The following is a 26,566-nucleotide window of genomic DNA, read 5'->3' on the forward strand; positions in this document are numbered from 1 at the left end:
TGGCCAATCCGCTGGATCTTCATGACCACGATCCTCGCCGGATCGTTCCTGCTGTTCCTCGTGCAGCCGATGGTCGCGCGCATGGCGTTGCCGCAGCTGGGCGGCGCGCCGGCGGTGTGGAATTCGGCGATGCTGGTGTACCAGGCGCTGCTGCTCGGCGGCTATGCCTATGCCCATCTGCTCGGCAAGCTGATGCCCAAGGCGCAGGCGGCGGTGCATATTCTCGTCCTGCTCTGCGCGGCGGTGTGGTTGCCGATCGGAGTCAATTCGACTCCGACGCCGACCGGGGTAGAACCGGCGCTGTGGACGCCGTGGCTGCTGACCGCCTCGATCGGCCCGCTGTTCTTCGCCGTGTCGGCACAGGCGCCGCTGCTGCAACGCTGGTTCGCCTTTGTCTGTCCCGGCCGCGACCCCTATGCGCTCTATGCCGCGTCGAATGTCGGCAGCTTTGCCGGGCTGCTGGCCTAATCCGCTGCTGGTCGAACCTCTGCTGCCGGTTCGGGCGCAGAGCTGGGGCTGGAGCATCGGCTATGTGCTGCTGTTCGTGCTGGTGATCGGCTGCGGATGGCTGTTGCCGCATCGCCGTGAACAGGCGGTCCCGCTGGACAAGGGCGAAGCACCGGGCACGCGGCGCGTGCTGCACTGGATCGTGCTGGCGCTGGTGCCGTCGGGACTGATGCTCGCGACCTCGACCTTCCTGACGACCGACATCGTGGCAGTGCCGTTGCTGTGGGTATTGCCGCTGGGGCTGTATCTGCTCAGCTTCACCGTGGCGTTCGCCGCGCGGCGGGGGCTGGCCGATGCAATCGCTCGCTACGCACCGATCACGATCCTCGTGTTCGGCGGGATGATGATCGGCGGGCATCACGACTTTCCGCTGCTCAGTGCACTGGCCGCGCTGATGCTGCTGTTTGCGGTCTCGGTCACGCTCCATGCGCACATGTATGCGTTGCGGCCGGCGCCGGGTCGGTTGACTGGCTTCTATCTCGCCATGTCGGTCGGCGGGGCGTTGGGCGGGGTATTCGCCGGGCTGATCGCGCCGGTCCTGTTCGACTGGACCTATGAATATCCGCTGCTGATCCTGGCCGCGGGCATGCTCGCGCCGCTGCCGTTTCTGCTGCCGGCGACCCAGCGTCTGTGGGAAACGGGCGGGGTGAAGCTGCGCGTCGCGGTGATCCTGATCATCGGCGTGCTGGTCGCCATGGGTATGACCAATCCCGGCGGGATGCTCGGCGCCAAGCCCGATGCGGTCGCGTTTTTCGGGATCGTCGCGGTCGGACTGTTCGCAATCGGTGCGCGCGCGCCGTTCGTCTTCGCGCTTGCCGCCGCGCTGTTCCTGTTCGGCGGCTATCGCGCGATCGCGTTGTCGCTGGAGCCGGGTGCGCGAACGCGGAGCTATTTCGGCGTCTACACGATCATGCGGGGGCAAGGCGTCAACGAACTCCAGCACGGCACGACGCTGCACGGTATCCAGCTGACCGGGTCGCCGGAGCGGGAACGGACGCCGACGACCTATTATGTGCGGGGCTCGGGCGTGGGTGAGGCGTTGCGCGCGGCCCCGTCGCTCTACGGCCCGGCGGCGCGGATCGGCATTGTCGGCCTCGGGACCGGGACGCTCGCCTGCTATGCGCAGCCGGGACAGCATTGGCGCTTCTATGAGATCGATCCGGTCGTAGTGCGGATTGCGCGCGACTCCGGTGCCTTCACCTTCCTGCGGCGTTGTGCACCCAGTGCGCAGATCGTAGTCGGCGACGCGCGGTTGAGCCTATCGCAGGAGCCGGCAGGCAACCTCGACCTGCTGGCGCTCGACGCCTTTTCGTCCGACGCCGTGCCGATGCACCTGATGACGCGCGAGGCGTTCGAGACTTACGGCCGGGTGCTCGGGCGGCGCGGGCTGCTGCTGGTCCATGTGTCGAACCGCTATCTCGACCTGGGCCCGGTCGTCGCGCGGACGGCGGGTGGATGGATGGCGGCGCAGCTGCCCTATCAGCCCAAATCATCCGACCCGGCCGAAACCGGTTCGCTGTGGATCGCGCTGACCCGCGATCCGGAAGTGCTGGGCACGCTGCTGACGTCGGGTGGGGATTGGGAACCGTTGCCAGTGACCGACACCGCGCCATGGACCGACGACTATGCGTCGATCCTGCCGGTCCTGCGCGCGCTGCAATAGTTATTTGAGGCGTGCGTTGAGCGACGCAATGGTGGCGCGCTGTTCGGTCGAGGCGGCGTTCGCCTTGGCCAGTGCGGCATCAAGCGCCGGGTAGGGCGGGGCGCCGGCCGCCGCCCGATCGATCGCTAGGCGTTCGAGTTCGGCCAGCGGCACGTCGATCGCCGTCCGTGCGACGTCCAGTTCGGCGAGCGCCACCTGCGCGCCCAGCCAGCGCTCGCTGCCCTCCGCGGTGCCCGCGGCGGCATTGACGGTCTTCCCTACCCGGGCCGCCGCCGCATCGAAGGCGCTTTTCGCGCCGGTGACCTCGCGGGTCAGCGTCGCGATCTTGGCGTCGAGCGCGGCGTCGGGCGTCGCCACCGGGACCGGGCGAACCGGTTCGGCCAGGCTGATCTTTTCGATCGGGCGCGGCAGCAGCGAGGGATAATCCCCCGCCGGCGCGGCGCAGGCCGACAACAGGGCGGCGGGCAGGACGAGCGGGATCGCGGAGCGGGTCATGGCCCACCGATACCCATGCAAAAAAATTGACACAACGGGGTTGCCAGCCGGGGAGGTGGCCTGTAGCAGGCGACCTCCACCGGGCACCCGTAGCTCAGCTGGATAGAGCATCAGACTACGAATCTGAGGGTCGGACGTTCGAATCGTTCCGGGTGCGCCATGGAAAACCCCGCCATGTCATGCGACTTGGCGGGGTTTTCTTTGTCCGGACGGCATGACGTTCGGCGGCATGAAATTTCCCTGCCGAACCGACTTGCCAGACCGGAAAAGCCTCTCTAACAGGCGGCCTCCACCGGGCACCCGTAGCTCAGCTGGATAGAGCATCAGACTACGAATCTGAGGGTCGGACGTTCGAATCGTTCCGGGTGCGCCATGGAAAACCCCGCCAGGTCATGCGACTTGGCGGGGTTTTCTTTGTCGGCTTATCGTTGGTAGGCGTAGGGGCCGACGACCGTACCCGTGAACCCTCCCGCCATGCGCGTGCTGAGGAAGCGGATATCGACATCCTTGACCAGCGTAGTGCGCTTGCCACCGATTGCATAATCGACCGCCATCGTCCCGCGATCCGCGCGCAGCGTCAGCGTGACGGGACCCGTGCCGGTAAGCGGTGCGCTCGCCACCAGCTGCTCGGTGCCCTTGGCGCGGGTGTAGAGCGCGATCACCGGCTTGCCGGCGAGGCGGGTAATGCCGAAGAACAGATAGCTTTCGTCGCTCTGCATCGCGACCAGCCCGGCGCGGTCGCCGTCCCGACGCGGCGAGAAGCGGACGGTCGTCGCCATCGTCGCGATATGATGCTGCTGACGCCGTCCGACAAAGCCGGGCACGCCATTCTGGTCGCCGATCGCCGCACCGCCATCGATCAGCAGGTCGCCGCCGGCAAGGCGATAGACGGGGGCCTTGGGCGTGCGGACGCCGATCCACTGCATCGCGAGCTTCGAACCATCGAACTCGTCGACATAGCCGAAATCGCCGCTGGTCGGCAGCTTCGGCGCAGGCTGGCTCGGCAGTTTGGGGCGATCGGCGACGAACGGTACGCGCTGTCCGGCAGGCAGGATCGTCGGCCAGCCATCCTTCCACGTTACCGGCAGCAGGAACGTCTCGCGCCCGATATTATAATAGTCGTCGCCATACGGTCGCACCGCGAGGAAGGTCGCCCACCAGTCGCCATTCTGCGTCTGCACCAGCTCCGCATGGCCCGCTGCCGAGATCGGGTCGGCGCGATCGTTCGGCAGGTCGCGCTGCGTCAGGATCGGATTGCCGCTCCACGGCACGAACGGCCCACGCAGTTCCTTCGACCGGAACACGACCTGCGAATGATTGACGCTCGTCCCGCCTTCGGCCGCGGTCAGATAATACCAGCCGTCCTTCCGGAAGATATGCGGTCCTTCGATCCACACCGGCTTCTTCGACAGGTCGACGCCGCCATTGATGAGTTGGGTCGATTCACCCACCATCTTGCCCGCGCGCCAGTCATATTCCTGGATCCAGATCGCACGGTGGCCGTCATAGCGCGGCGGTTCGTTCGGTGCGCGGTTGTTGACGATATAGGCTCGGTCGTTCTCCCAATAGATCGATGGGTCGATGCCCTCGAACGGCAGCCAAATCGGGTTCGACCACGGGCCCTTAGGGTCCTTGGCGGTGATGACGAAGTTGCCGCGACACTGGACGCAGGTGTTGACGATGTAAAAGGTGCCATCGTGGTAGCTGATGTCCGGTGCGAAGACCGCTTCGGACACCCGCCGCCCGCTGAAATCCAGCTGTTCGGGCCGGTCGATCGCGTTGGCGATCTGCGTCCAGTTCACCAGGTCGCGCGAATGGAAGATCGGCAGGCCTGGATAATGGGCGAAGGACGACAAAGCGAGATAATAGTCGTCGCCCACCCGGATCACCGACGGATCGGGATAATAGCCCGACAGGATCGGGTTGCGATACTGGTTCGGACCCGGCGTGGCGCGCTCGACGCTGCGGCCGTCATAGGTGAAGCGGCTGAACCGGGCTGGCTCGGCCATGGCGGTGCCGATGCTAGCGGTCAGCAGCAGGCCGGTCATCAGGGTGCGGAACATCGATCGCTCTTTCGTTGGCAGGAGTTCAGGCGCGGTCAAGGCGGAACAGCGCGGCGCCATGCGGCGGCACGTCGGCCTCGACCCGGTCGGCAACCGTCCCGATGTCCCGCCGGGCCCACAGGTCGCGCACCCGCACCGACTCGCGCAGGTCGAGCCAGCGCAGGTCGACGCCCGGCCGCGACGGCTTGTCGCCCGGATTGAACAGCGCGAGATAGGTCGACCCGGTTGGACTGCGTGCGGTCCAGGCGCGCATGCCGTCCTGGACATGCAGGGGGCGGTTGGCCGAACTGCTCTGGTTGACGGCGATGACCTCCGGATTGGTCAGCAGGTCGAGCGTGGCCGCGTCGAGATGGCGCAGGTCGCCGCCCATGATGAGCGGCGACCGGGCAATCGACCACAGCGTCATCAGCGTACGCTGTTCGGCCGGCGTGAACTTGGTGTCGCGCTGCCCTAGTGCCAGTCGGCCGAGCGGCAGCATGTCGGCATCGGGCCAGCCCCCGGGCCCCGCGAAACGCTGCCAATTCTCCAGGCGGACGAACTGCGCGTCGAGCAGTGGCCATTCGTCCCAGAAATCGTCGCTGATCCGCCACATCTGCGCATGCGCCCAGACATGGTCGGCACTGGCGAGCGGGGTTTCGCCCGGCGACAGGCTCAGCAGGATCGGGCGGCCGGAACGGCCGATCGCCTTTGCCGCCCCCTCGATCTCCGGCGCGTGCGAGTCATAGGGACGGCTCATATCGTCCATTTTGACCAGATCGACGCCCCAGTCGGCATATTGCGCGAACACGCTGTCGTAATAGGCCTGCGCAGCGGGATGGCGCATGTCGACGCCGTACATGTCGCTGTTCCACGAACAGATACTGGTTTGGTCGGCAATGTCCTGCGCGCGATACCGGGTGCCCAGGATCGGGAGGTTGCGCCGTACCGCTTCGCGCGGGATGCCGCGCATCAAATGGATGCCGAATTGCAGCCCCATCGCGTGCACCCGGTCGGCGATCGATCGAAAGCCCCGGCCATCGGCTGCGGACGGGAAGCGCTTGGGATCGGGTTGCAGCCGGCCATACGCATCCAGCACCGGCACTGCATCCGCGCGATAGGCATAGCCGGTCGCACCCGGTTCGTACCACTGGATGTCGATGGTGAAGATCGAATAGCCCGCCGGCAACAACCGGTCGCGCATGATCGTGGCGGTTTCCATCGCCTGCGCTTCGGTGATGGTCGTCGCGAAGCTGTTCCAGCTGTTCCAGCCCATCGGCGGTGTCTGCGCCAGCTTCGGCTTCTCCCGGGGCGCTGCCGTCGCGCCGACGGACCCGGCGAGAACCGGAACGGTGGCGGCGCCGACGAGAAGGCTGCGGCGGGTAATGTCTGATGCCACGTCGGTTGCTCCGGTCAGTCGTGGAAGGAAGTCGCTCACCGCGCCGCGCGCAGCGTGAAGCGGTCGATGTCGAGATAGCCGTTACCCGGCTTGGCGTTGTAGCAGGACAGTACCATCTGCTGCCCCTGGAAGGTGCCGGTCCGCCACGCGAAGGCGAGGGGGAACGCCCCGCCCGCCGCCACCCAACGCTTCCCGTCGCGACTGTACGACAGACGGCCTTGGTCGGTAGTGAAATCGAGGTCGAGACCGATCCACAGGGTCGACCCGGCAAAGGCTATCGGCGGTGCCCGATCCTTGACCACCGGCCCCGTCTCGGTACTTTCGATCACGTCCATCGCCAGCCGGGCGGCACCGCGATCGTCGCGGCTGACGGCGAGTGTCGCGCTATATTGGCCGAACGTCCCGAAGCCGCAGCGGTCGCCGGCCGCGATACCGCTAATGTCCAGCTTCACCTCCGCCCGGCTGCGCGGACCCTGCGCCTTCTGCGTCAGCGTGTTGCGCGCCCGCCAGAGGCCGTCCGCCCGGGTCGGGCGCAGCCGAAGGAAGCCGGGCCGCTGGGTCAGCGACCAGCGTGTGTCGTCAGGATTATGGTTCCATTGCCATTGCTGCCCCAGTTTCGCCGAGGAAAAGTCGTCGGACGTCGCCGGTTCGGCAAAGGGGAACCCCGCAATCGGCTTGGCCGCCCGCTCCGGCACGCGGCCCGGTGCGTCGGGCGTGCCCCAGACCGGCCAGTCGTCCTGCCAGAAGACGGGACTGAGGTTCGTCGTCCGTCCGATCGACCCGGCGTCGAGCATGACGAACCCGACCCATTTGCCGTCGGCGGTATCGACCAGCGCCCCCTGATGCCCGCCGCTGCGATCGTCGACCTGCGGCCGGGTTTCCCATGGGCCGTACAGGCTGTGGGCGCGCGACACGGTCAGCCCCAGCCGCCGGGGGATCGCGTTGAACAGATAATAATATTGCCCGCGCCGGATGATCTTCGACCCCTCGGCCCCGGCGTTGTAATGAACCTTGCGGTCGTCGACGACGCGACGCAGGCCGGGGTCGAGCTTCAGCAGGCGGATGGTGCCGTCCGAACCGATCGCGGTCGCGATATAGGCGGTGCCATCGGGTTCGATGAAAAGGCCGGGGTCGAATGCCTCCCGGTCCAGTTCGTTCATCACCCATGGGCCGCGTGGATCGCGCGAACGATAGATGCGCGTGTTCTGCCCGACCGGCGTCACGGCCACATAGAACGTCCCATCGTGATACCGCAGGCTGGCGGCGAACAGTCCCCGCCGATAGGCGTCTTTGCCATTGTCCAGCCGATAATCGGGACGATCGTCCAGCCGGGGCACGACATGGCTGAACAGCCGCCAGTTTACGAGGTCCTTCGAATGCAGCAGCGTCAGCCCCGGCGCGTTGGCAAAGGTCGTCGTGACGAAGTAATAATCGCTGCCGACCCGGATGATGTCGGGATCCGGATAATCGGCGAACAGCAACGGGTTGCGATAGGTGCCATCGCCCTGGTCCGATCGCCAGACCTGCGCCGAAGCGGGGCCGCCCGCCGCCAATGCCATGGCCAGCACGGCCACGCCCGTCATCGTCCCGCCCCGCATCTTCTCTCCTGACGACGGTGTCTGTTTGCCCGCTATTAGTCTGGGTATTGATGGAAGAAATTGCGGTCAACGGCTATTATCCACAGCGCTTGGTCGTCTGCCCCGGCCATCGGGCAAGTTCGTCCCGGTGGAGCATCGAAGCACGGTTTGACGACGGCTCCCGCCGTGCCTAGCGTATCGCTTCACTGGCGCGCGCAAATGCCCGCTCAATATTGGTTATACAATACGATGGCGACATCGGGTGCTCGATGCGGATCGAAGCCGAGGACGAAGGAAACGACGTGAACACGGACAGCGCATTGGAGGAAGAAGACATCGTCGCCGCCGAGACGACCGGTGCGTTGGGCGATCACGCCGGATCGTCGCGCAAGGGATCGGGGCGACGCCTCCGCGGGGCAGTCGCGCATTATCTCGGCACGGCAATCGTGTCCGGCCGGATCGCGCCGGGGGAATTGCTGACCGGCGAAGTTGCCAATGCCGAGGCGCTCGACGTGTCGCGCAGCGCCTATCGCGAGGCGGTGCAGGTGCTGACCGCCAAGGGGCTAGTCGAAAGCCGTCCGAAGATCGGCACCCGCGTCCTGCCGCGCCGCCGCTGGAACTTCCTCGACCCGATGGTCTTGGCGTGGGCGTTCGAGGGGGAACCGAACATCGCCTTTGTCCGCGGGCTGTTCGAACTGCGCTCGGTCGTCGAGCCGGCGGTGGCGCGACTGGCGGCCGAACGGCGTGACAAGGACGACATCAAGGCGCTGAAGACTGCGCTGGCCGGCATGCGTCGCCATACCCTCGCGACCGAAGCCGGTCGGGCGGCGGACCGCGATTTCCACGATGCGCTGATCTTCGCCACCCATAACGAGACGTTCGTGGCGCTGAGCGCCAGTATCGGCGCGGCAGTGAACTGGACGACGCAGTTCAAACAGCGGCAGCGCGCGCTGCCGCGCGACCCGGTCCCCGATCACGCGCGGGTGTTCGACGCCATCGTGGCGGGCGACGCACGGGCGGCGGAAGACGCGATGAACGCTCTGGTGACGCTGGCGCTGGAGGATACCCGCTCGGCGATGGGCTGATCGCCGACCCGATCCGTACGCGCGGTGGCTGGCGCAGCTTCGCGGCCTTTGCCATGGTAGCGCTCACACGCGAATCGGGGAGAGGCTATGCGTTCGGTCATGGGATGGGCGGCGGGTCTGACGGCCGCGTTGCTGGCGGGAAGCGCGCCGGCATGGGCGCAGGCAACCGCGCCCAGCTTGGCGAATATCTTCGGCGATCATGCCGTCCTGCAGCGTGATCGGCCGATCACGGTCTGGGGCGATGCCACGCCGGGCGAAAAAGTGACCGTCCGACTGGCCGATCGCAGCGTCACTGCCGTCGCCGCCAAGGACGGCAAGTGGCGTGCGACCTTGCCGGCGATGCACGCGGGCGGTCCTTATACGCTGAGCGTCGGCGGGACGGCGGGTGCACCGGCGCAGCAGCTGTCCGACGTGCTGGTCGGCGACGTCTTCCTGTGCGGTGGCCAGTCGAACATGGAATTCCAGGTTAGTCATGCGACTGGGCTGGAGGTCATTCCGTCGGCGAACGACGCCCAGTTGCGCTTCACCACCATTCCGGACGTCAGCGTGCCGGCACCCGCCGCCGAACTGCCTGCGCGGGCGCAGTGGAAGGCGGTGTCGCCGGAAACCGTCAGCGATGCGTCGGCAGTCTGCTATTTCATGGCCCGATCGCTGCGTACGACCGAACAGGTGCCGATGGGCTTCATCGCCTCCGAATGGGGCGGCACGCGGATCGAAAGCTGGATCAGCGCGCCGTCGCTCGGCAAGCTGCCGGGCTTTGCCGACCGGCTGGCGAGCGTGGCGACCTTCGGCTCCGATCCGGCGGCGGCGGTCGCGCGGGAGGGCGCCCGGCGGGAGGCGATCTGGGATGGGTTCGATCCGGCGGCAAAGAAGGAGCGGGCGTTCCGCGCTGCAACGTTCGACGATAGCGGCTGGGCGACGCTTCCCGCGGATGACGGGCAACTGCCCGCGGCCGACCGCGCCGGCCTTGAAGGCGTCGTGTGGTTGCGCACGACCATCGACCTGACGCCCGAACAGGCCGCGGCGGCCCGGCGGATCCAGCTGGGACCGATCGGCAAGTTCGACGAAACCTATATCAACGGCCGCTATGTCGGCGGCGGCAGCGTCGACTGGGTCTGGCGCAATTACGAATTTCCGTCCGGCACGCTGAAGGCCGGGCGCAACGTCGTCGCGGTCCGCGTGGTCGGCGCGAACGGGCGGATGGCGATCACCAACGCCGGCAACCGCGCCATCGGCCTTGGCGATGGCGGCACGGTGCCGCTCAACGGTCCGTGGCGCTACCGGATCGGCAGCCGGATCGGGAATGTGCAGGTGCCGCCCGCGCCTTGGGAAGTCCCGAACAGCCTGACGACGCTCTACAACGGGATGATCGCTCCGCTCGCCGGCTACGGGCTGAAGCTCGCCGCATGGTATCAGGGGGAATCGAACGCCGGCGAGGCGAGGGCCTATCGCGGGCTGCTGACGACGCTGATGGCGGATTGGCGGCGAACCTTCGCCCAGCCGGACCTGCCCTTCTTCGTCGTGCAGCTGACCGCCTTTGGCAAGCCGCAGACCGTACCGGTCGATTCGGACTGGGCGGCGCTGCGCCAGGCACAGGCGGAGGCGGTCGCGGCCGACGCCCATGCCGGCCTGGGCGTGACGCTGGACGTCGGCGACCGGTTCGACATCCACCCGGCGCAGAAGAAGGTCGTGGGCGAACGCCTCGCCCGACTCGCCCGTGTCGTCGCCTATCGTCAGCCGGGCTTTCGCAGCGGACCGGAGGCGGTGGAGGCGGTGCGGCAAGCCGGCGATATCGTCGTCCGCTTCCGCAATGTGACCGGCGGGCTGCAACGCTATGGCGGCGCTTCGGCGATCGGGTTCGAACGGTGCGCCGGGACCATGTGCAGCTTCGTCGACGGGATGGTACAGGGCGACGCGATCGTGCTGCCCGGTGCCAACCGGCCGGAGGTGACGACGATCCGCTATGCCTGGTCCGACGCGCCGTTCGTCAACCTGTTCGATGGCGCCGACCTGCCAGCCGCGCCGTTCACGCTGCCGGTCCGCTGACGGGTAGGCGGCGGGGCAGGCGCCCCGCCGCCATCCGCATCACGGTACGACGAATGTGGTCGTGGCAATGTGATGCAGCTTGTCGACCGGGCCGCCCGCGACCCGCAGGCGGCCGGTTTCGACCTGTGCGCTGTTCAGCAGATAGCGGCCCTTGCCGGCAACGGGGACGTCCACCGCGCCATCGGCACCGGCGGTCAGCTCCACGCTCTTCCGGTCGGGCGCAATCAGCGTCATCTTGGCGCTGGCCACCGGCTTGCCGTTGTGGAGCAGGGCGAAGCGGTTCGCACCGGCGGACAACGGCGCGATCTCATAGGTCATGCGCGTGCCCGTCTCGCTGCGACCGGCGCGGGCGTAATAGACTACGCCTTCCTTCGCTCCGGCCTCGCCCCAAGGCTGGAAAACCGAATCGTCGGTGACGCGCACGTCGCCAGGCGCGACCGCCGCTTCGATATACCCTGCGCGACGTACCAGCGGCACATTGGCCTGACCCACGATCTTGGGCGCAGTCAGGTTCTTGAACTCCGGATCGCCGCCGGCGGGCATCGCTTCGGCCGGTTCACCCAGATAGATGCGCGCCGGGCCGTTGCCGTCGCGCTCCACCCACACCTCATGCGCGTTCGCCGTTGCCGGCGCTACCAGCGCGATCATCAGGGCCAAACGTCGCATCAATTCTCTCCTGTTCTGCCCGATCTGCATAGTAATAATGCGATTAGGTCGCAATAGCGTTGCATTGTCCAAAATGGGCCGATAGAGAATGGCGATATTGAAAGCGAGTCGCAAAAGGGGTTGGGGTGAAGCATTCGGTACGATCGCGCGCGCTGATGGGGCTTGCCGCGCTGTGTCTTCCCGCGCTGCCGGCATGGGCGGAACCGGTGTCGAGCGAACGGGCGGCAGAGGACGATGCGGAGGATCAGCGCGGTGAGGAGATCATCGTCGTTGGCAAAAGCTATGGGCAGGCCGTTGGCAAGACGGTCACCCCGCTGAAGGATGTGCCGAACACCATCACCGTGATCGATCAGGAACTGATCCAGCAACGCAACCTGTTCACGCTGGAAGACGCGCTGACCGCCACCAACGGCGTCACCATCACCGGGATCAGCAGCGAGGACCCGTCCTATCTGTCTCGCGGTTTCACCATCAACAACTATCTGGTCGACGGCGTACCGACCTTTGCCTTCGGCTTTCCGGCGGTGGTGCCCGACCTTTTCCTCTACGACCGGGTAGAGGTGCTGCGCGGCCCGGCGGGGCTGTTCAGCGGCGCCGGCAATCCGGCCGGCAGCATCAACCTGGTGCGCAAGCGTCCGCTCGACGAACGTCGCGTTAGTGCGCTGGCGGGCTATGGCAGCTTCCGGAATTTCCGGGGGGAGGTCGATGTCTCGACGCCGCTCGATCCGGTGTCGGGCATTCGTCTGGGCGCGATGGTCCAGGATCAGGATCAGTTCTTCGACGTGGCGCACCGTTACCGCTTCGCGGCGTTCGGTGTCGCCGACACCCGGATCGGCGACAACACGACGCTGACCGTCGGCGGCAATTACGACCTGTTCAAGCCCGCGATCCAGTCGGGCCTGCCCGGCATCATCGGCGGCGCGGATGGCAGCGAAGGGCGGCTGCTCGACGTGGCGCGGTCGACCTATCTCGGCGCGGACTGGAACCGCTTCCGCTCGGAAAGCTGGTCGGGCTTCGTCGAACTGGCCCACCGCGTCAGCGACCGCTGGACACTGCGTGCGACGGGGCTGTTGAGCGACGTCGATCGCATCGACGTGTACAGCTATATCGGCAACCAGCCGGTCACGCCAACCAACGGCGTCACCAGCCATATCGCCTATCGCGGCGACAGCACGATGCAGACGCGCTCGTTCGATTTCAACGGGGTAGGGAGCTTTCCTGCCTTCGGGCGCGAACAGACGCTGATCCTCGGCGCGGACTATCAGGCGAGCACGTCGACGTCGGCCAGTGCGCGTCGTTCGAACTATGCGACGATCAACGTGTACGATCCGGTATCGCCGACCGAGCCCGATCTCGATCCCTATACGCTGGCGACCGGCAAGGCGGTCAACGGCAGCGTGACTGATGTCGAGCAATATGGCCTGTACGGACAGCTGCGACTAAGCCCGCTGGCCGGGCTGACGCTGGTCGGCGGCGGCCGCATGACGTGGTGGGACACCACGATCACGCTGATCTCGGGGCAACTGGTCCGGGGGCTGCCCTCTACCTACAGCTTCGACGAACGCTTCACCCCCTATGCCGGGGTGGTGTGGGACGTCACCCGCGACCTCAACCTCTATGCCAGCTATGCCGACAGCTTCACGCCGCAGGCGCCGGTCGGCGGGCGTATCCGTCCGGACGGTCGCGCGCTCGAACCGCTGATCGGCGAACAGTATGAGGCGGGCAGCAAGCTCTCGCTGATGGACAAGCGCCTGCTGCTGTCGGCGGCGGTGTACCAGATCACGCAGAAGAACCGCGTCTTCAACGATCCCAACCTCGACACGATCGTCTATCAGATCGGCAAGGTCCGCGCGCGCGGCGTGGAGGCGGAGGCGAGTGGCGAAATCCTGCCCGGCTGGCGGATCAATGGCGGTTACAGCTATACCAGGACCGAATATCTGGAGGACGCCAACCCCGTGCTGGAGGGCCTTAGCCTGCTGCCGGTGATTCCGGAGAATATGGTGAAGCTCTTCACCAACTACGAACCGGTCGACGGACCGCTTGCCGGCGCCAGCATCGGCGCGGGGGTGACGTGGTTCGATTCGACCTGGGCCGGAAATCCGGCATTCTACAATGCCAACGGCACGCTGCGCACGCGCTCCAGCATCGTCCGGCAGGGGGCCTATGCCGTTGCCGATGTCCGGGCCGGCTATCGTATCAACGATAATCTCTCGCTCGCCATCAACGTCAACAACCTGTTCGACCGCAGCTATTACGCCCGCATCTCGTCGACCGGACGAGGCAATTATTACGGCGCACCGCGGACCGTATTTGCCAGCATCCGGGCAACCTTGCCATGAGTGCCGCCGGGCAGGTGCGCCATGTCCTGTGGCGGCGGGTCGGCGACAATGCGTTGCGGCTGATCGCTGCGCTGCCGGTCGGCTATGCGGTGGCGAGCCTATGGTCGATGGCGCTCGCCCGCATCCTGCCCGGTGATCCGGTACAGGCGACGATCGCCGCTGCGTTGATCGCGCTGGTCCTGTGCGCGCTGGCGGCGATGTGGGCCTATGCCGCGCGCAGCGGCTGGCGCGCGCTGTGGACCTTGGTCGTCGCGGGGGCAGTGGCCGGCGGAATCTGCTGGGGATCGATCGCGGTCTGGGGACGGATATGAGCAAGGGATTTCGTCAGTCGCAATCGACGCTGCATACCTGGTCGGGGCTGCTGCTCGGCTGGCTGCTGTTTGCGGTGTTCGTCGCCGGCACGTCGGCCTATTGGCGCGAAGCGCTGAACCGCTGGGCGCGGCCGGAACTCAGCCGGATCGATGATCGCGATCGGGTCGTGGAGGGGGCCGTCGCGTTCCTGTCACGCAAGGCGCCCGACGCACAGAGCTGGTTCATCACCGTGCCGACGACGCAAAGCGCCGGCGCCGATCTGTTCTGGGTGCCGCAGGCCAAGCCCGGCGAGGAAGGTCGTCGACGCGGGCGGCGTGACACCCGCGCCTTTATCGGCAGCGACGGGCAGGAGGGGACGGCGCGCGAGACGCGCGGCGGCGACTTCTTCTACCGCTTCCATTTCGACCTGCATTATATGCCGGTCTTCTGGGCCCGCTGGATCGTCGGCATCGCCGCGATGTTCATGCTGGTCGCGATCTTCACCGGCATCGTGACCCACAAGAAGATATTCCGCGACTTCTTCACTCTGCGACGCGGCAAGGGGCAGCGATCCTGGCTGGACGGGCATAATGCAACCGCCGTCCTCGCGCTGCCGTTCCACCTGATGATCACCTATACCGGCCTCGTCACGCTGATCGCGATGCTGATGCCCTGGGCGATCGTCGCCAATTACAGCGACGAATCAAAGCTGTACGCTGCGGTCTTCCCCGAAGCACCGGCGGTCGAGCGGACGGGGCGCCCCGCGCCGCTGACCGATCTGGTCAGCGTGATCCGCGATGCCGAACGTCGCATGGGCGGAACGGCGGGCTATGTCACCGTCCTCAACCCCGGCGACGCCGCTGCGCGCATTTCGCTGACCCGTTCGGGCACGTCGATGCTGTCGGCGCGCAGCCCCAGCATCGCCTATGACGGTGTGACCGGCCGCATGTTGTGGCAGGCCCCGCCACCGGGCGGCGCGGTGGAGACGCAGGGCGTGATGGTCGGGCTGCACGCCGGCCGGTTCGGCGATTACCCGATGCGCTGGCTGTATTTCCTGTGCGGCATCGCCGGCTCGCTGATGGTCGCCAGCGGGTTGGTGTTGTGGACGGTCAAGCGGCGGGAGCGCCTGCCGAACCCGGCCCGACCGCCTTTCGGCTTCCGCGTGGTCGAGCGGCTGAATATCGGCTTCGTCGCTGGATTTCCGCTGGCGATGACGATCTATCTCTGGGCCAATCGCCTGTTGCCGACCAGCCTCGCCGCACGTGCCGATGCGGAGATCAACGCGATGTTTGCCGGATGGGCGGCAATCTTCCTCTACTCGCTGGCACGCCGGCCCGCACGCGCATGGGTCGAGTTGCTGGCGTTGCAGGCGGCGCTGCTGATCGCGTTGCCGCTATACAACATCGTCGCCTTGCGCACCGGGCTGTTCGCGACGATCGGATCGGGCGACTGGGCATTGGCCGGCGCCGACCTGACCTTCCTCGCCCTTGGTGCCGGGTTCGGCTTCGCCGCGTGGCGGGTGCATCGCTATCGTCCGAAGGCCCGGCGGACCGCCCGCAATGCCGCTATCCTTCCCTCCAATCTGGCGCCAGCCGAATGATCGCTCTCGCACTCCTCATCGCGCTCGGCGCGTTCGCTCTGCTCGCGCTCGCCAGTGACCGGCACCAGCATCGCTGGGACGGCATCGGCATCGTCTGGCGGCGGCGCGGCGGATGGGTGCTGGTGGCGCTGACCTTCGTCACGGCCTTCGCCGCCTGGGGGCCGGTCTATGGCGCGATCGGCGGGATCGGGCTGCTGATGCTGGGGGCGGGGGCGAGTTTCCTCGCCCTCAACCTGACCCAGCGTTAGAGCGCCGCCGCCGCCCATTCCCCGAACGCATCGCGGGCGCGGGCGGTATACATCTTCTTGCGATCGGCTTTCTTGGTCCGGCCGGGGATCGGCGGCATCAGCCCGAAATTGACGTTCATCGGCTGATAGGTTTCCGCGACCGCCGCCCCGGTGATGTGGTGCAGCAACGCGCCCATCGCCGTCTCGACCGGCGGCGGGGCCAGTTCCTTGCCGGCCAGTTCGGCCGCGGCGAAACGGCCCGCCATCAGCCCGACCGCCGCGCTTTCGACATAGCCTTCGCATCCCGTCATCTGCCCCGCAAAACGCAAATGCGGGCGGGTCTTCAGCCGGAGCGTCGGGTCGAGCAGCTCGGGCGAGCGGATAAAGGTATTGCGGTGCAGCCCGCCCAGTCGCGCGAACTCGGCATTCTCCAGGCCCGGGATCGTCCGGAACAACCGCACCTGCTCGCCATGCTTCAGCTTGGTCTGAAACCCGACGATGTTCCACAACGTACCGGTGGCATTGTCCTGCCGAAGTTGAACAACAGCATGCGGCCAACGCCCGGTACGCGGATCATCCAACCCGACCGGCTTCATCGGGCCGAAGCGCAGCGTGTCGAGGCCGCGTTCCGCCATGACTTCGATCGGCATGCAGCCTTCGAAATAGGGCACATTCTCCCATTCGCGGAACTCGGCCTTCTCGCCCGCTAGCAGGCCGGCGTGGAAGGCTTCATACTGTTCGCGGTTCATCGCGCAGTTGATGTAGTCCTTGCCGTCGCCCTTGTTCCAGCGGCTCTGGAACCATGCCTGTTCCATGTCGATCGAATCGAAATGGACGATCGGGGCGATGGCGTCGAAGAAGGCGAGCGCCTCGGCTCCGGTCGCGCCGCCGATATCACCGGCCAACGCGGGGGCAGTCAGTGGGCCGGTGGCGACGATCGTCATGCCGGCATCGGGTAGGGTATCGACCCGTTCGCGGACGATGGTGATGTTGGGATGCGCTTCCAGCGCGGCAGTCACTCCCGCCGAGAAGCCGTCGCGATCCACGGCCAGCGCCGACCCCGCCGGGACCTTGTGCTCGTCGCCCTTCGCCATGATGAGCGATCCCAGCGCGCGCATCTCGGCATGCAGCAGCCCGACCGCATTCGATTCGGCATCGTCGGAGCGGAAGCTGTTGGAACAGACCAGTTCGGCCAGGTCGTTGCCCTGATGCGCAGGCGTGTTGTCGCCGCCGCCACGCATTTCCGACAGGCGGACCTTGGCGCCGGCCTCCGCCAACTGCCATGCGGCTTCGGAACCGGCGAGGCCACCGCCGATGATGTGAACGTCATATTGCATGGCAGGCGTCTAGGCCGATCAACGATAACGGGCAATGAACGTACGCCGCGGACCATCGTTTTATGGACAGGGTGCCGGCACGACGGGATGAACGCATGAAAATCTACACGATCGGCTATGAAGCGGTGACCATGGCGGAATTCGTCGCGGCGTTGCAGACTGCCGGGGTTCGCCGGGTCATCGATGTGCGTGCGCTACCACTGTCGCGCCGACCCGGCTTTTCGAAGTCGTCGCTCGCCGCCGAACTCGCGACGCACGACATCGATTATGTCCATCTGAAGGCGCTCGGCACGCCGAAACGTGGGCGCGACGCGGCGAAGAAGGGCGACGTCGCTACGTTGCGCGCGGTCTATGACGAGCAGCTCGAACTGCCCGAGGCTCAGGCACAGGCCGCGATCATGCTGGACCTGGCGGCGGAGATGCCGTCGGCGCTGCTATGCTTCGAGCGGGAGCCGGCGCATTGCCACCGGACGTTGCTGCTCGAAGCGGTCGGGCAGGGGGCGGAGGTGATCGAGCTGTACGCCTAGACCCTCCCCGGCACGGGGAGGGGGACCATTCGCAGCATGGTGGAGGCGGGTATCCCCATACGGAACGGTAGCGTTCGCGGGCATTCCCCTGCACCATCGCCTCGGCGACGGTCCCCCTCCCCGCAGGCGGGGAAAGACCTTCAGCCCGTGATTGGCCGCTTCACCTTGCCGTCCTCATCCCGGTGCAGCGGCCCATACGCCACCACCGCGTTGAGCGGCAGTGGAGCATAGAGGTGCGGGAACAACTGACCGCCACGCGACTCCTCCCACTTCACCGCATCACCCAACGCCGCCAGATCGACTTCCGCCACATGCAGGTCGTCCTGCCCGGCGAAATGCTTGTCGACCGTTTCAGTTAACTGCTCGAAGGTCGATAGATGGACATAGCCGTCTGCCAGATCGACCGGCGCGCCGGCAAAGCTGCCATCGGCCTCCAGCGCCGCCATCTGCTCGGCGGTCAGCACCTTGAACGCGGTGGCTGGCGTCATTCCTCGACATCCCCTTCGCTGATCGTGTCGGGACCGGTGCCGTCGTCGAGCACGATATCGCCCTCGGCCGCCGGCATCGCCGCGCGTTCCTCGGCAACGATCGCTTCGGCCTCGTTCTCCGGCGTCTCGTCCTCGTCGATCTTCGCCGCCGACACGACCTGCTCGCCAAAGCCCACGCGGAAGATGGTAATCCCCTGCGTATTGCGACCCGCGACACGGATGTCGCCCACGGTGGTGCGGATCAGCTTGGCCTGATCGGTCACCAGCATCAGCTGTTCGCCATTATGCGCCGGGAAGCTGGCAACGACCGGCCCGTTGCGATCGGACGTGACGATGTTGGTGATCCCCTGACCGCCGCGCCCGGTACGGCGATATTCATAGGCCGAGGTGCGCTTGCCGAAGCCGTTGGCGGTGACGGTCAGGATGAATTCCTCCGCCGCCTCGAACTCGGCCATGCGTTCGGCAGGCAGCGTGATTTCGCGGTCGCCTTCCTTCCAAGGCGCGGCCTTGAGGTACTGCTCGCGCTCCTCGGCGCTCGCCTCGAACCCGCCCAGGATCGACAGCGAGATGACGTCGTCGTCCTTGCCCAGCGAGATACCGCGCACGCCGGTCGACGTCCGGCTCTGGAACTCGCGCACATCGGTCGCGGCGAAGCGGATCGCCTTGCCCGCCTTGGTCGCCAGGAGCACGTCGTCGGTTTCCGTCAGCAGCGCCACGCCGATCAGGCGATCGTCGCTGTCGTCGTCGAAGCGCATCGCGATCTTGCCGGCGGTCGGAATGTTCGCGAACGCGTCCATCGAGTTGCGCCGCACCGTGCCGTTCGCGGTCGCGAACATGACGTGCAGGTCGCTCCACCGCTCCTCGTCCTCGGGCAGCGGCAGCACGGTCGAGATCGTCTCGCCCGCCGCCAGCGGCAGCAGGTTGACCATCGGCCGTCCGCGCGTCGCCGGACCGCCCTCGGGCAGGCGCCACACCTTCATGCGGTACACCTTGCCCGCGGTCGAGAAGAACAGCACCGGGGTGTGGGTGCTGGTCACGAAAAGGTTCGTGATCGCATCCTCATCCTTCGTCGCCATGCCCGCGCGTCCCTTGCCGCCGCGCTTCTGCGCACGGAAGGCATCGAGCGGGGTGCGCTTGATATAGCCCTGCACCGTGACCGTGACGACCATGTCCTCGCGCTCGATCAGGTCCTCGTCATCGATGCCGTCGGCGGCACCGGCGATCTCGGTCCGGCGCGGCGTCGCGAATTCGGCGCGGACGTCGACCAGTTCCTGCCGCATGACGGCATAGAGCTTGGCACGGTTCCCGAGAATCTCGAGCAGGTTCCCGATGGACCCGGCCAGTTCCTTCAGCTCCTCGCCGATCTCGTCGCGGCCGAGCGCGGTCAGGCGGTGGAGCCGCAGGTCGAGGATCGCGCGGACCTGGAGGTCCGACAGGCGGTAGACGTCGCCGGTCGTGTCGGATTCGACCGCCTCGACCAGCTTCAGATAGGGCGCGATCTCCGCCACCGGCCATTCGCGCGCCAGCAGCGCGGCGCGGGCGGCGGCGGGGCTTTCCGACCCGCGGATGATCCGCACCACCTCGTCGAGGTTGGTGACCGCGATCACCAGACCCAGCAACAGGTGCGCCCGCTCGCGCGCCTTCGCCAGTTCATACTTCGACCGGCGCGTAATGACCTCTTCGCGGAAGCCGACGAACGCGTCGATGATTTGGCTGAGGTTGAGCAGTTCGGGACGACCGCCGCGGATCGCCAGCATGTTCGCCGCGAAGCTCGACTGCGCCGGCGTGTGCCGCCACAGCTGGTTCAGCACCACGTCGGGCGTCGCATCGCGCTTCAAGTCGATGACGATCCGCACGCCTTCGCGGTTCGATTCGTCGCGAATGTCGCTGACGCCTTCGATGCGCTTGTCCTTGGCGGCCTCGGCGATCTTTTCGACCAGCCCCGACTTGCCGACCTGGAAGGGAATTTCGGTGAGCACGATCGAGCGCCGCTCGCCGCGCGCCTCGACGATGTGGCGCGACCGCAGGATGATCGACCCGCGACCGCCGGCATAGGCAGCGCGCGCGCCGGCGCGACCGAGCATCAGCGCGCCGGTCGGGAAGTCCGGTCCGGGCACGATCTCGCACAGTTCCTCATGGGTCAGCGGCTCGCCACCCTCGACCCGGCGGTCGATCGTCGCGAGACAGGCATCGACCACTTCGCCCAGATTGTGCGGCGGCACGTTGGTCGCCATGCCGACCGCGATACCGCCTGCACCGTTGACCAGCAGGTTCGGGAAGCGCGCCGGCAGGACCGCCGGCTCCCGTTCCGACCCGTCATAGTTCGGCACGAAATCGACCGTATCCTTGTCGAGATCGTCGAGCAGCGCCATCGCCGACTTGGCGAGGCGCGCCTCGGTGTATCGCATCGCGGCGGGCGGATCGGGGTCCATCGACCCGAAGTTCCCTTGACCGTCGATCAGCGGCAGCCGCATCGACCAGGGCTGCGCCATGCGCGCCAACGCGTCGTAGATCGCGGTATCGCCATGCGGGTGATATTTACCCATCACGTCGCCGACGATGCGCGCCGACTTGCGATACGCCTTGCCCGGCACGAAGCCGCTTTCCTGCGCCGAATAGAGAATGCGCCGATGCACCGGCTTCAACCCGTCGCGCACGTCGGGGAGCGCGCGCGAGACGATGACGCTCATGGCATAGTCGAGATAGCTCGACCGCATCTCGTCCACGATCGAGATGGGGGCGATATCGGATGGGTCGGCGATCAGCGTCGCGTCTGTCAAAGTTCGATGCTTTCGGGGAATGTTTCGGTTGCATGGCAGATTAGCCGGTCGGGGGCGGAAAGCCAAGTCTCGCGACCGGGATCAGGGCGGTTCGGAACATGGTGCGGCGCAGCGTGTTGCCCCTGACGATGCGCGATCTTCAGCAAGCCTTTAACGCCCTGCCGCCGGCCGCCGCCGATCTGGGCACCATCGTCCTGTCGATCCTCGCGGCGCTGCTGCTGCACGCCGCCACCTTCCGGGTACTTCGCCGTTTTGCCGAGCGAACGCCGGGGTCGGTTGATGACGTTTATGTCGACCATGCGTGGCGACCGATGCGCTGGATTCTCGTCGCGATGGCGCTTGCCAGCGTCCGCAAGCCGCTGCGCCTGCCCGACCGCTGGGACGATTTGTGGACGCAGATGGCGGGACTGGTCGTGCCGCTGCTGATGGGCTGGTTCGCCATCGCGATGATCCGCGCGTCGGTAAAGGCGGTGGAGGTCGCAACCGACATCACCGTCGCCGACAATCTGCGCGCGCGGCGGCGGCGGACGCGCAGCGCGATCCTCGGCCGGATCGCGATCATCGCCATCGGCTTCATCACCGTCTGCCTGATGCTGCTCTCCATCCCCAGCATCCGCTCGGTCGGCGTCACGCTGATGGCATCGGCGGGCCTTGCCGGCCTTGCGGTCGGTGCCGCGGCCCAGCCGGCGCTCAAGAACATCATCGCCGGCGTGCAGATGGCGTTCACCGAACCGATCCGCATCGACGACGTTGTCATCATCGAGAATGAATGGGGCCGGATCGAGGAGATCCGCCTGACCTATGTCGTCGTCCGGTTGTGGGACGAACGGCGCCTCGTCGTGCCGGTGTCGAAATTCCTCGAATCGAGTTTCCAGAACTGGACGCGGACGACCAGCGGCCTGTTGGGATCGGCCTTCTTCTGGCTGGACCCGACGACCAACATCCCGCGCCTGCGCGAAAAGTTCGAGGAACTGGTCAAGGCCGATCCGCTGTGGGACGGGCGCGCGCATGTGTTGCAGGTGACCGATACCAAACCCGACGCGATCGAGGTCCGCATCCTCGCCACCGCGTCCGACGCCGCCCGCGCGTTCGACCTGCGCTGTTCGCTGCGCGAGGGGATGCTGGCCTATATCCGCGACGAAATGCCCGAAGCCCTGCCGAAGCGGCGGCTGTTGGTGGAGGAGCAGGAAGCGCCGCCCCACTAATCCGTCATTCCGGCGGAGGCCGGAATCCATGGACACGGACGGCCTCGGCTGGAACCGCGACCTCACCCCATCCGTCGATTCCGGCCTTCGCCGGAATGACGTTAGGCCCTATTGGCAGCGATGAACGCGTCCACGTTGCGGCCCAGCACCGTCATCGGCACGCCACCGCCCTGCACGACCAGATCGTTGAACGCCTTGAAGTCATAGCGCGGTCCGAGCGCCGCCTGCGCCTTCGCGCGCAGCCGCACGATCTCCGAATGACCGACCTTGTAGCCGCATGCCTGACCCGGCCAGGAACAATAGCGGTCGACCTCGCCCGACACTTCGTCGACGCTCGATCCGTTGGTCGTGGCGAACCAGTCGATCGCCTGCTGCCGGGTCCAGCGCTTGGCATGCAGCCCGGTGTCCACCACCATCCGGCACGCGCGGAACGCCAGCGACTGCAGATAGCCCAGCCGCCCGACGGGATCGCCGTCATAGGCGCCCAGTTCATCGCCCAGCTGCTCGGCATAGAGCGCCCAACCCTCTGAAAAGGCATTGAACGCCATCAACGAGCGGATGAGCGGCAGGCGGAACGTATATTCGCCCTGCCACACATGGCCCGGTATCGCTTCGTGATACACCAAAGTCGGCAGCGAATAGCGCGTCCAGATGCCGGTGGTCCGCAGGTTGATCCACATGCGGCCCGGCGTCTTGCCGTCGATCGATCCCGCCCCGCCATAGGCGCCGGGCGCGCCCGCTTCCTCGACCGGCGGAATGCGCTTCACCTCGACATTGCCCGGCGCCAACGTATTGAACGCTCGCGGCATCCGCGCGCGGATATCGTTCAGGCGGTTCTGGACGAGGGCCATGATCTGCGCCCGGCCCGGATCGCCTTCTGGAAAGACGAAGCGCGGATCCTTGCCCAGCGCCGTCATCCGCTCGCCGACCGATCCGGCGGTATAGCCCAGCTTGCGCAGGATCGGGTCCATCTGCCCCTGCAGCCGCGCCAGTTCGTCGCGGCCCTGCGCATGCACCTGATCGGGCGTCATCGGCGTGGTGGTCGACGCGCGCAACGCCCAGGCATACCAGCGATCGCCATCGGGTCGCGCCCACATGCCCGCATCGGCTGTCGCCTTCGCACGGTCGGCGCGGACGGCCGCGATCTGCCGGTCGAGCGCCGGGCCGACCTTGTCGCGCGCAATGGCGGTGGCGCGTGCGGTCCAGTCGCCGGGAATGTCCTTCGTCCGCCGGGCAAGCGAGGTGACGATGTCCCATGTCGCTGGGTCACCGCCACGCGCCTTGCCCAGCTGCGTCAGCGTCTTGTCGAGCAGGAAGTCCGGCGCGACCACCCCGCGTGCCGATGCCGCGCGCATCCGGTCGGTTTCGCCATCCAACTGCGCGGCATAGCTGTCCAGCCGCGCCAGATAGGCATCGGCATCGGCCTTGTTCGCGATGCCGTGGTCGCTGTCGAGGAAGCGCGGCACGTCCAGATAGGCCCCGACATTCTGGATGACGACATAGGGCGTGTTGCGCCACCCGCCGACGGCGACATCGCCGTAAGGGAGGGCAAAGCCGTCCAGCGCGGTTTCGAACGCGGTTCGCACGACATCGACATCGGTACGGGTCGTGGGCGACAGCGCGTCGGTATCGATGGCCTTGAGCGTTGCGACATGCGCTTGCAGATGCTCCGCCAGGCGCCGCTGCCCCGCCGCCGACCGGTCGCCCAGCCGGGATTTCAGCGCGGCGCGCGGGCCGGTATCGATGCCCAGCCCGGTCGCGCTTTCGGGTGAATCCTGCAGCCAGCTTTCGGCGATCTGCGACAGCGTGGCTTCGGCCGCGCGGTCGGCGGGGCTCGCAATGGCCTTGGTCACAGTCTGCTGCGCACGGGCAGGCAGGGCGGCGGCGAGCGTCGATGCGGCAGCACCGGCGATCCAGTCGCGGCGGGTGAGGTCCATGGCAGTTCCTTCGGGCAAGATCGTTCGCGGCGATACTTGTCGCGCGAACGCGCGGCGTCAATCGGCCGCCACGACCTGAACCACCGCGCCGCTGACGCCGACGATCCGGACGCGCGCCCCGGCCGGCAGGTCGGGGCCGCGTGCGATCCACTCGCTGTCGCCGACGCGCACCCGCCCGCTGCCGCCGACAATCGCCTCGACCACCGTCACCGACTGGCCGATCAGCCGTGCGCCTCGATCGTTCAGCAACGGATCGTCGCTGTCGACCGGATAGTCGGCATACCAGCGCCGCCCGATCAGCACCGTGATGACGCTCCACGCCCCGAACACCGCCAGCTCCGCACTCACCGTCAGCGCCGGGAACAGCAGCGCCAACAATCCGGTGATCCCGGCGGCGATCGCGATGAAAACCAGGAAGACGCCCGGCACCGCCAGTTCGGCCACGCCCAGCGCGACCGCCAGCAGCAACCATGCATAGCCGCTGTTGATCATCGCACCGGTGGCTCGAACGGTCCGGCGGGCCGCTCGCGCACCGGCTGGGCAGGCGCGGGGGCAGGGGCCTTGCCATCGCCCAGCGCTTCCTTGGCGAGCTGGCCGATGCCGCCCAGCGTACCGATCAGCTGGGTCGCCTCGACCGGGAACAGGATGGTCTTGGCATTGGGGCTGGTGGCGAACTTGCCGACCGCCTCGACATATTTCTGCGCGATGAAATAATTGATCGCCTGCGTGCCGCCCGCCTCGATCGCGTCGCTGACCACCTGCGTCGCCTTGGCCTCGGCCTCCGCCGCGCGCTCGCGGGCTTCGGAATCGCGGAAGGCGGATTCGCGCCGCCCTTCGGCTTCGAGGATGCGGGCCTGCTTCTGGCCTTCGGCGCGCAGGATCTCGGACGCACGCGCCCCTTCCGCCTCCAGGATATTGGCCCGCTTCTCGCGCTCCGCCTTCATCTGGCGACCCATCGCATTGACGATATCGGCCGGCGGGCGGATGTCCTTGATCTCGACTCGGGTGATCTTCACGCCCCACGGGTTCGTCGCATGGTCGACCACGCCCAGCAGTCGCGCGTTGATCTCGTCACGCTTCGACAGGGTTTCGTCGAGGTCCATTGACCCCATCACGGTGCGCAAATTGGTCGTCGTGATCTGCTGGAGCGCGACGTACAGGTCGGACACTTCATAGGCTGCCTTGGCCGGGTCCAGCACCTGGAAGAACACGACGCCATCGGTCGATACCATGGCATTGTCGCGGGTAATGATTTCCTGACCCGGTATATCGATCACCTGCTCCATCATGTTCACCTTGCGGCCGACCCGATAGAAAAAGGCGGGGTAGAAGTTGAACCCCGGCTTCGCGACGGCGGTGAAGCGGCCGAAATGCTCGATCGTATATTGATGCCCTTGCGTGACGATCTTCACGCTCGCGAACAGGTACAATACGACCATCAGAACGATAGCGGCGATCAGGCCCAAGAGCATCGGTCGTCCCCAGCTTGTGTTTTGTCCCTTGCTGTCTAGCATGACCGACCGATGGAACCAGCGATAACCCTAGCACCGCGGAGCGTTTTGTTCGTGCCCGCGGTCCGACCCAGCATGATCGCCAAGGCGGCGGGCCTGCCCGCCGACCTGATCGTCCTCGACCTCGAGGACGCGGTACGCGACGCGGACAAGGCAGGCGCGCGCGAGGCGCTGCCGGTCTCGCTCGAATTGCTGCATGGTCGTTGCGCCGGGGTCAGGATCAATGCGCCCGGCACGCCCTATTTCGCAGAGGATCTTGCCGCGATCCGGTTGGCCAATGTGGCGCTGGTGGTGGTGCCGAAGGTGGAATCGCCCGCCGACCTTGCGCAACTCGCCGGTCATCCGGTGCTGGCGATGATCGAGACGCCCGCCGGGGTGCTGGCGGCACCGCAGATCGCGGCGACGCCCGGCGTGGTCGGCCTGATGGTCGGCACCAACGACCTCGCCGCATCGCTGCGCCTGCCGCCGGGTGCCGGGCGGGGGTCGTTGTCGCATGCATTGCAGACCGTCGTCATCGCCGCGCGGGCGGCAGGCGGCTGGGCGATCGACGGCGTCTTCAACGCACTGAAGGATGCCGCCGGACTGGCGCAGGAATGTGCCGATGGGCGCCTGATGGGCTTTGACGGAAAGTCGCTGATCCATCCCGACCAGATCGCGGTGGCGAACACGGCCTTTTCACCCAGCGCCGCCGAAATCGAAGAGGCGACGGCGCTGGTCGCTGCCGCGCGGGGCGGGGCGGAGCGGTTCCAGGATCGCATGATCGAGGACATGCACGTCGAAATGGCACGCCGGACGCTGCAACGCGCGCCTTGACGCTTGCCCGTAACGGTTCGGGTCGATAGTGGGG

Annotated in this window: 20 protein-coding genes, 2 tRNA genes and 1 pseudogene; 12 read left to right on the forward strand and 11 right to left on the reverse strand. The window is 66.8% G+C overall.

Annotation, left to right across the window (positions count from 1 at the left end):
• Positions 1–21: 21 nt before the first annotated feature.
• Positions 22–2,170, forward strand: a pseudogene (locus tag PPZ50_RS10455) (spermidine synthase).
• On the opposite strand, the gene PPZ50_RS10460 reads toward PPZ50_RS10455, so the two are convergent.
• Positions 2,171–2,665: a hypothetical protein gene (locus PPZ50_RS10460; RefSeq protein WP_066687804.1), complete on the reverse strand. Its 495-nt coding sequence runs from the start codon at positions 2,663–2,665 to the stop codon at positions 2,171–2,173. It lies immediately after the preceding pseudogene.
• Between the two features lie 83 nt (positions 2,666–2,748).
• Here PPZ50_RS10460 and PPZ50_RS10465 point away from each other — a divergent pair.
• Together PPZ50_RS10465 and PPZ50_RS10470 are read left to right on the forward strand one after the other, a co-directional pair.
• Positions 2,749–2,825, forward strand: a tRNA-Arg gene (locus tag PPZ50_RS10465).
• A gap of 136 nt (positions 2,826–2,961) precedes the next feature.
• Positions 2,962–3,038, forward strand: a tRNA-Arg gene (locus tag PPZ50_RS10470).
• A gap of 49 nt (positions 3,039–3,087) precedes the next feature.
• Here the strand turns inward: PPZ50_RS10470 and PPZ50_RS10475 are convergent.
• From PPZ50_RS10475 to PPZ50_RS10485, 3 genes are read right to left on the reverse strand one after another with little or no spacing between them, the layout of a single operon-like run.
• The gene (locus PPZ50_RS10475; protein WP_066687806.1) at positions 3,088–4,728 is read right to left on the reverse strand and encodes a glycoside hydrolase family 43 protein; all 1,641 of its coding nucleotides are present in this window, start codon (positions 4,726–4,728) and stop codon (positions 3,088–3,090) included.
• A gap of 25 nt (positions 4,729–4,753) precedes the next feature.
• Positions 4,754–6,103, reverse strand: coding sequence for a glycoside hydrolase family 27 protein (locus PPZ50_RS10480; RefSeq protein WP_066688117.1), 1,350 nt, complete (start codon positions 6,101–6,103; stop codon positions 4,754–4,756).
• 35 nt (positions 6,104–6,138) lie between these two features.
• On the reverse strand, positions 6,139–7,686 hold the full coding sequence (locus PPZ50_RS10485; RefSeq protein WP_066688119.1) for a glycoside hydrolase family 43 protein: 1,548 nt from the start codon (positions 7,684–7,686) through the stop codon (positions 6,139–6,141).
• A gap of 263 nt (positions 7,687–7,949) precedes the next feature.
• Here PPZ50_RS10485 and PPZ50_RS10490 point away from each other — a divergent pair, with 263 nt between their 5' ends.
• Both PPZ50_RS10490 and PPZ50_RS10495 read left to right on the forward strand, forming a co-directional pair.
• Complete coding sequence (locus PPZ50_RS10490) at positions 7,950–8,765, forward strand: FadR/GntR family transcriptional regulator (RefSeq protein ID WP_084401229.1); 816 nt, start codon at positions 7,950–7,952, stop codon at positions 8,763–8,765.
• 87 nt (positions 8,766–8,852) lie between these two features.
• Positions 8,853–10,811 (forward strand): sialate O-acetylesterase, encoded by a 1,959-nt coding sequence (locus PPZ50_RS10495; RefSeq protein ID WP_066687807.1) that lies wholly within the window; start codon positions 8,853–8,855, stop codon positions 10,809–10,811.
• 39 nt (positions 10,812–10,850) lie between these two features.
• On the opposite strand, the gene PPZ50_RS10500 is transcribed toward PPZ50_RS10495, so the two are convergent.
• Positions 10,851–11,477, reverse strand: a complete 627-nt coding sequence (locus PPZ50_RS10500) for a DUF4198 domain-containing protein (protein ID WP_232307836.1) — start codon at positions 11,475–11,477, stop codon at positions 10,851–10,853.
• 125 nt (positions 11,478–11,602) lie between these two features.
• Here PPZ50_RS10500 and PPZ50_RS10505 point away from each other — a divergent pair, with 125 nt between their 5' ends.
• Genes PPZ50_RS10505 through PPZ50_RS10520 form a run of 4 tightly spaced genes read left to right on the forward strand, consistent with a single transcriptional unit; the run spans position 11,603 to position 15,955 of the window.
• The gene (locus PPZ50_RS10505; RefSeq protein WP_232307837.1) at positions 11,603–13,816 is read left to right on the forward strand and encodes a TonB-dependent siderophore receptor; all 2,214 of its coding nucleotides are present in this window, start codon (positions 11,603–11,605) and stop codon (positions 13,814–13,816) included.
• Complete coding sequence (locus tag PPZ50_RS10510) at positions 13,813–14,127, forward strand: hypothetical protein (RefSeq protein WP_066687809.1); 315 nt, start codon at positions 13,813–13,815, stop codon at positions 14,125–14,127. The genes PPZ50_RS10505 and PPZ50_RS10510 overlap by 4 nt, the downstream gene beginning before the upstream one ends.
• Complete coding sequence (locus tag PPZ50_RS10515; protein WP_066687810.1) at positions 14,124–15,707, forward strand: PepSY-associated TM helix domain-containing protein; 1,584 nt, start codon at positions 14,124–14,126, stop codon at positions 15,705–15,707. The genes PPZ50_RS10510 and PPZ50_RS10515 overlap by 4 nt, the downstream gene beginning before the upstream one ends.
• Positions 15,704–15,955, forward strand: coding sequence for a DUF3325 family protein (locus tag PPZ50_RS10520; RefSeq protein WP_272815287.1), 252 nt, complete (start codon positions 15,704–15,706; stop codon positions 15,953–15,955). Before PPZ50_RS10515 ends, PPZ50_RS10520 begins: the two co-directional genes overlap by 4 nt.
• On the opposite strand, the gene trmFO is transcribed toward PPZ50_RS10520, so the two are convergent.
• The gene (gene trmFO / locus PPZ50_RS10525) at positions 15,952–17,271 is read right to left on the reverse strand and encodes a methylenetetrahydrofolate--tRNA-(uracil(54)-C(5))-methyltransferase (FADH(2)-oxidizing) TrmFO (protein WP_066687815.1); all 1,320 of its coding nucleotides are present in this window, start codon (positions 17,269–17,271) and stop codon (positions 15,952–15,954) included. The genes PPZ50_RS10520 and trmFO overlap by 4 nt on opposite strands.
• Positions 17,272–17,366: 95 nt before the next feature.
• On the opposite strand from trmFO, the gene PPZ50_RS10530 reads away from it, so the two are divergent.
• A complete protein-coding gene (locus PPZ50_RS10530; protein ID WP_157092663.1) occupies positions 17,367–17,798 on the forward strand; it encodes a DUF488 domain-containing protein in 432 nt (143 codons plus the stop codon).
• 140 nt (positions 17,799–17,938) lie between these two features.
• Here PPZ50_RS10530 and PPZ50_RS10535 read toward each other — a convergent pair whose 3' ends face one another.
• Positions 17,939–18,286: a DUF952 domain-containing protein gene (locus PPZ50_RS10535; protein WP_066687819.1), complete on the reverse strand. Its 348-nt coding sequence runs from the start codon at positions 18,284–18,286 to the stop codon at positions 17,939–17,941.
• Positions 18,283–21,066 (reverse strand): DNA gyrase subunit A, encoded by a 2,784-nt coding sequence (gyrA, locus tag PPZ50_RS10540; RefSeq protein ID WP_066687821.1) that lies wholly within the window; start codon positions 21,064–21,066, stop codon positions 18,283–18,285. Before gyrA ends, PPZ50_RS10535 begins: the two co-directional genes overlap by 4 nt.
• A 98-nt stretch (positions 21,067–21,164) precedes the next feature.
• Between gyrA and PPZ50_RS10545 the strand changes: the two genes are divergently transcribed.
• Entirely contained in the window at positions 21,165–22,271 is a 1,107-nt protein-coding gene (locus tag PPZ50_RS10545) for a mechanosensitive ion channel family protein (RefSeq protein WP_272815288.1), read from the forward strand.
• A 101-nt stretch (positions 22,272–22,372) separates the two neighbouring features.
• Here the strand turns inward: PPZ50_RS10545 and PPZ50_RS10550 are convergent, their stop codons facing one another.
• The 3 genes from PPZ50_RS10550 to PPZ50_RS10560 are packed head-to-tail and all read right to left on the reverse strand — an operon-like array spanning position 22,373 to position 25,680.
• Positions 22,373–24,208: a DUF885 domain-containing protein gene (locus PPZ50_RS10550; protein ID WP_066687823.1), complete on the reverse strand. Its 1,836-nt coding sequence runs from the start codon at positions 24,206–24,208 to the stop codon at positions 22,373–22,375.
• 57 nt (positions 24,209–24,265) lie between these two features.
• Entirely contained in the window at positions 24,266–24,700 is a 435-nt protein-coding gene (locus PPZ50_RS10555) for an NfeD family protein (protein WP_066687829.1), read from the reverse strand.
• Positions 24,697–25,680 (reverse strand): SPFH domain-containing protein, encoded by a 984-nt coding sequence (locus PPZ50_RS10560; RefSeq protein ID WP_066687831.1) that lies wholly within the window; start codon positions 25,678–25,680, stop codon positions 24,697–24,699. Before PPZ50_RS10560 ends, PPZ50_RS10555 begins: the two co-directional genes overlap by 4 nt.
• A gap of 114 nt (positions 25,681–25,794) precedes the next feature.
• Here PPZ50_RS10560 and PPZ50_RS10565 point away from each other — a divergent pair, with 114 nt between their 5' ends.
• Positions 25,795–26,532: an HpcH/HpaI aldolase/citrate lyase family protein gene (locus PPZ50_RS10565; protein WP_241215423.1), complete on the forward strand. Its 738-nt coding sequence runs from the start codon at positions 25,795–25,797 to the stop codon at positions 26,530–26,532.
• Positions 26,533–26,566: the final 34 nt, after the last annotated feature.

The sequence above is a fragment of the Sphingomonas hankookensis genome (genome assembly GCF_028551275.1).
GTDB lineage: Bacteria > Pseudomonadota > Alphaproteobacteria > Sphingomonadales > Sphingomonadaceae > Sphingomonas > Sphingomonas hankookensis_A.

Bases quoted from the DNA above. Each gene is read 5' to 3' on its own strand.
- PPZ50_RS10490 (WP_084401229.1), top strand. From the start codon at position 7,950: ATGCGGATCGAAGCCGAGGACGAAGGAAACGACGTGAACACGGACAGC.
- PPZ50_RS10535 (WP_066687819.1), bottom strand. From the start codon at position 18,286: ATGACGCCAGCCACCGCGTTCAAGGTGCTGACCGCCGAGCAGATGGCG.
- PPZ50_RS10515 (WP_066687810.1), top strand. From the start codon at position 14,124: ATGAGCAAGGGATTTCGTCAGTCGCAATCGACGCTGCATACCTGGTCG.
- PPZ50_RS10565 (WP_241215423.1), top strand. From the start codon at position 25,795: ATGATCGCCAAGGCGGCGGGCCTGCCCGCCGACCTGATCGTCCTCGAC.
- PPZ50_RS10560 (WP_066687831.1), bottom strand. From the start codon at position 25,680: ATGCTCTTGGGCCTGATCGCCGCTATCGTTCTGATGGTCGTATTGTAC.
- PPZ50_RS10545 (WP_272815288.1), top strand. From the start codon at position 21,165: ATGGTGCGGCGCAGCGTGTTGCCCCTGACGATGCGCGATCTTCAGCAA.
- PPZ50_RS10520 (WP_272815287.1), top strand. From the start codon at position 15,704: ATGATCGCTCTCGCACTCCTCATCGCGCTCGGCGCGTTCGCTCTGCTC.
- PPZ50_RS10485 (WP_066688119.1), bottom strand. From the start codon at position 7,686: ATGACGGGCGTGGCCGTGCTGGCCATGGCATTGGCGGCGGGCGGCCCC.
- PPZ50_RS10500 (WP_232307836.1), bottom strand. From the start codon at position 11,477: ATGCGACGTTTGGCCCTGATGATCGCGCTGGTAGCGCCGGCAACGGCG.
- PPZ50_RS10530 (WP_157092663.1), top strand. From the start codon at position 17,367: ATGAAAATCTACACGATCGGCTATGAAGCGGTGACCATGGCGGAATTC.
- PPZ50_RS10510 (WP_066687809.1), top strand. From the start codon at position 13,813: ATGAGTGCCGCCGGGCAGGTGCGCCATGTCCTGTGGCGGCGGGTCGGC.
- trmFO (WP_066687815.1), bottom strand. From the start codon at position 17,271: ATGCAATATGACGTTCACATCATCGGCGGTGGCCTCGCCGGTTCCGAA.
- PPZ50_RS10460 (WP_066687804.1), bottom strand. From the start codon at position 2,665: ATGACCCGCTCCGCGATCCCGCTCGTCCTGCCCGCCGCCCTGTTGTCG.
- PPZ50_RS10475 (WP_066687806.1), bottom strand. From the start codon at position 4,728: ATGTTCCGCACCCTGATGACCGGCCTGCTGCTGACCGCTAGCATCGGC.
- PPZ50_RS10495 (WP_066687807.1), top strand. From the start codon at position 8,853: ATGCGTTCGGTCATGGGATGGGCGGCGGGTCTGACGGCCGCGTTGCTG.
- PPZ50_RS10550 (WP_066687823.1), bottom strand. From the start codon at position 24,208: ATGGACCTCACCCGCCGCGACTGGATCGCCGGTGCTGCCGCATCGACG.
- PPZ50_RS10555 (WP_066687829.1), bottom strand. From the start codon at position 24,700: ATGATCAACAGCGGCTATGCATGGTTGCTGCTGGCGGTCGCGCTGGGC.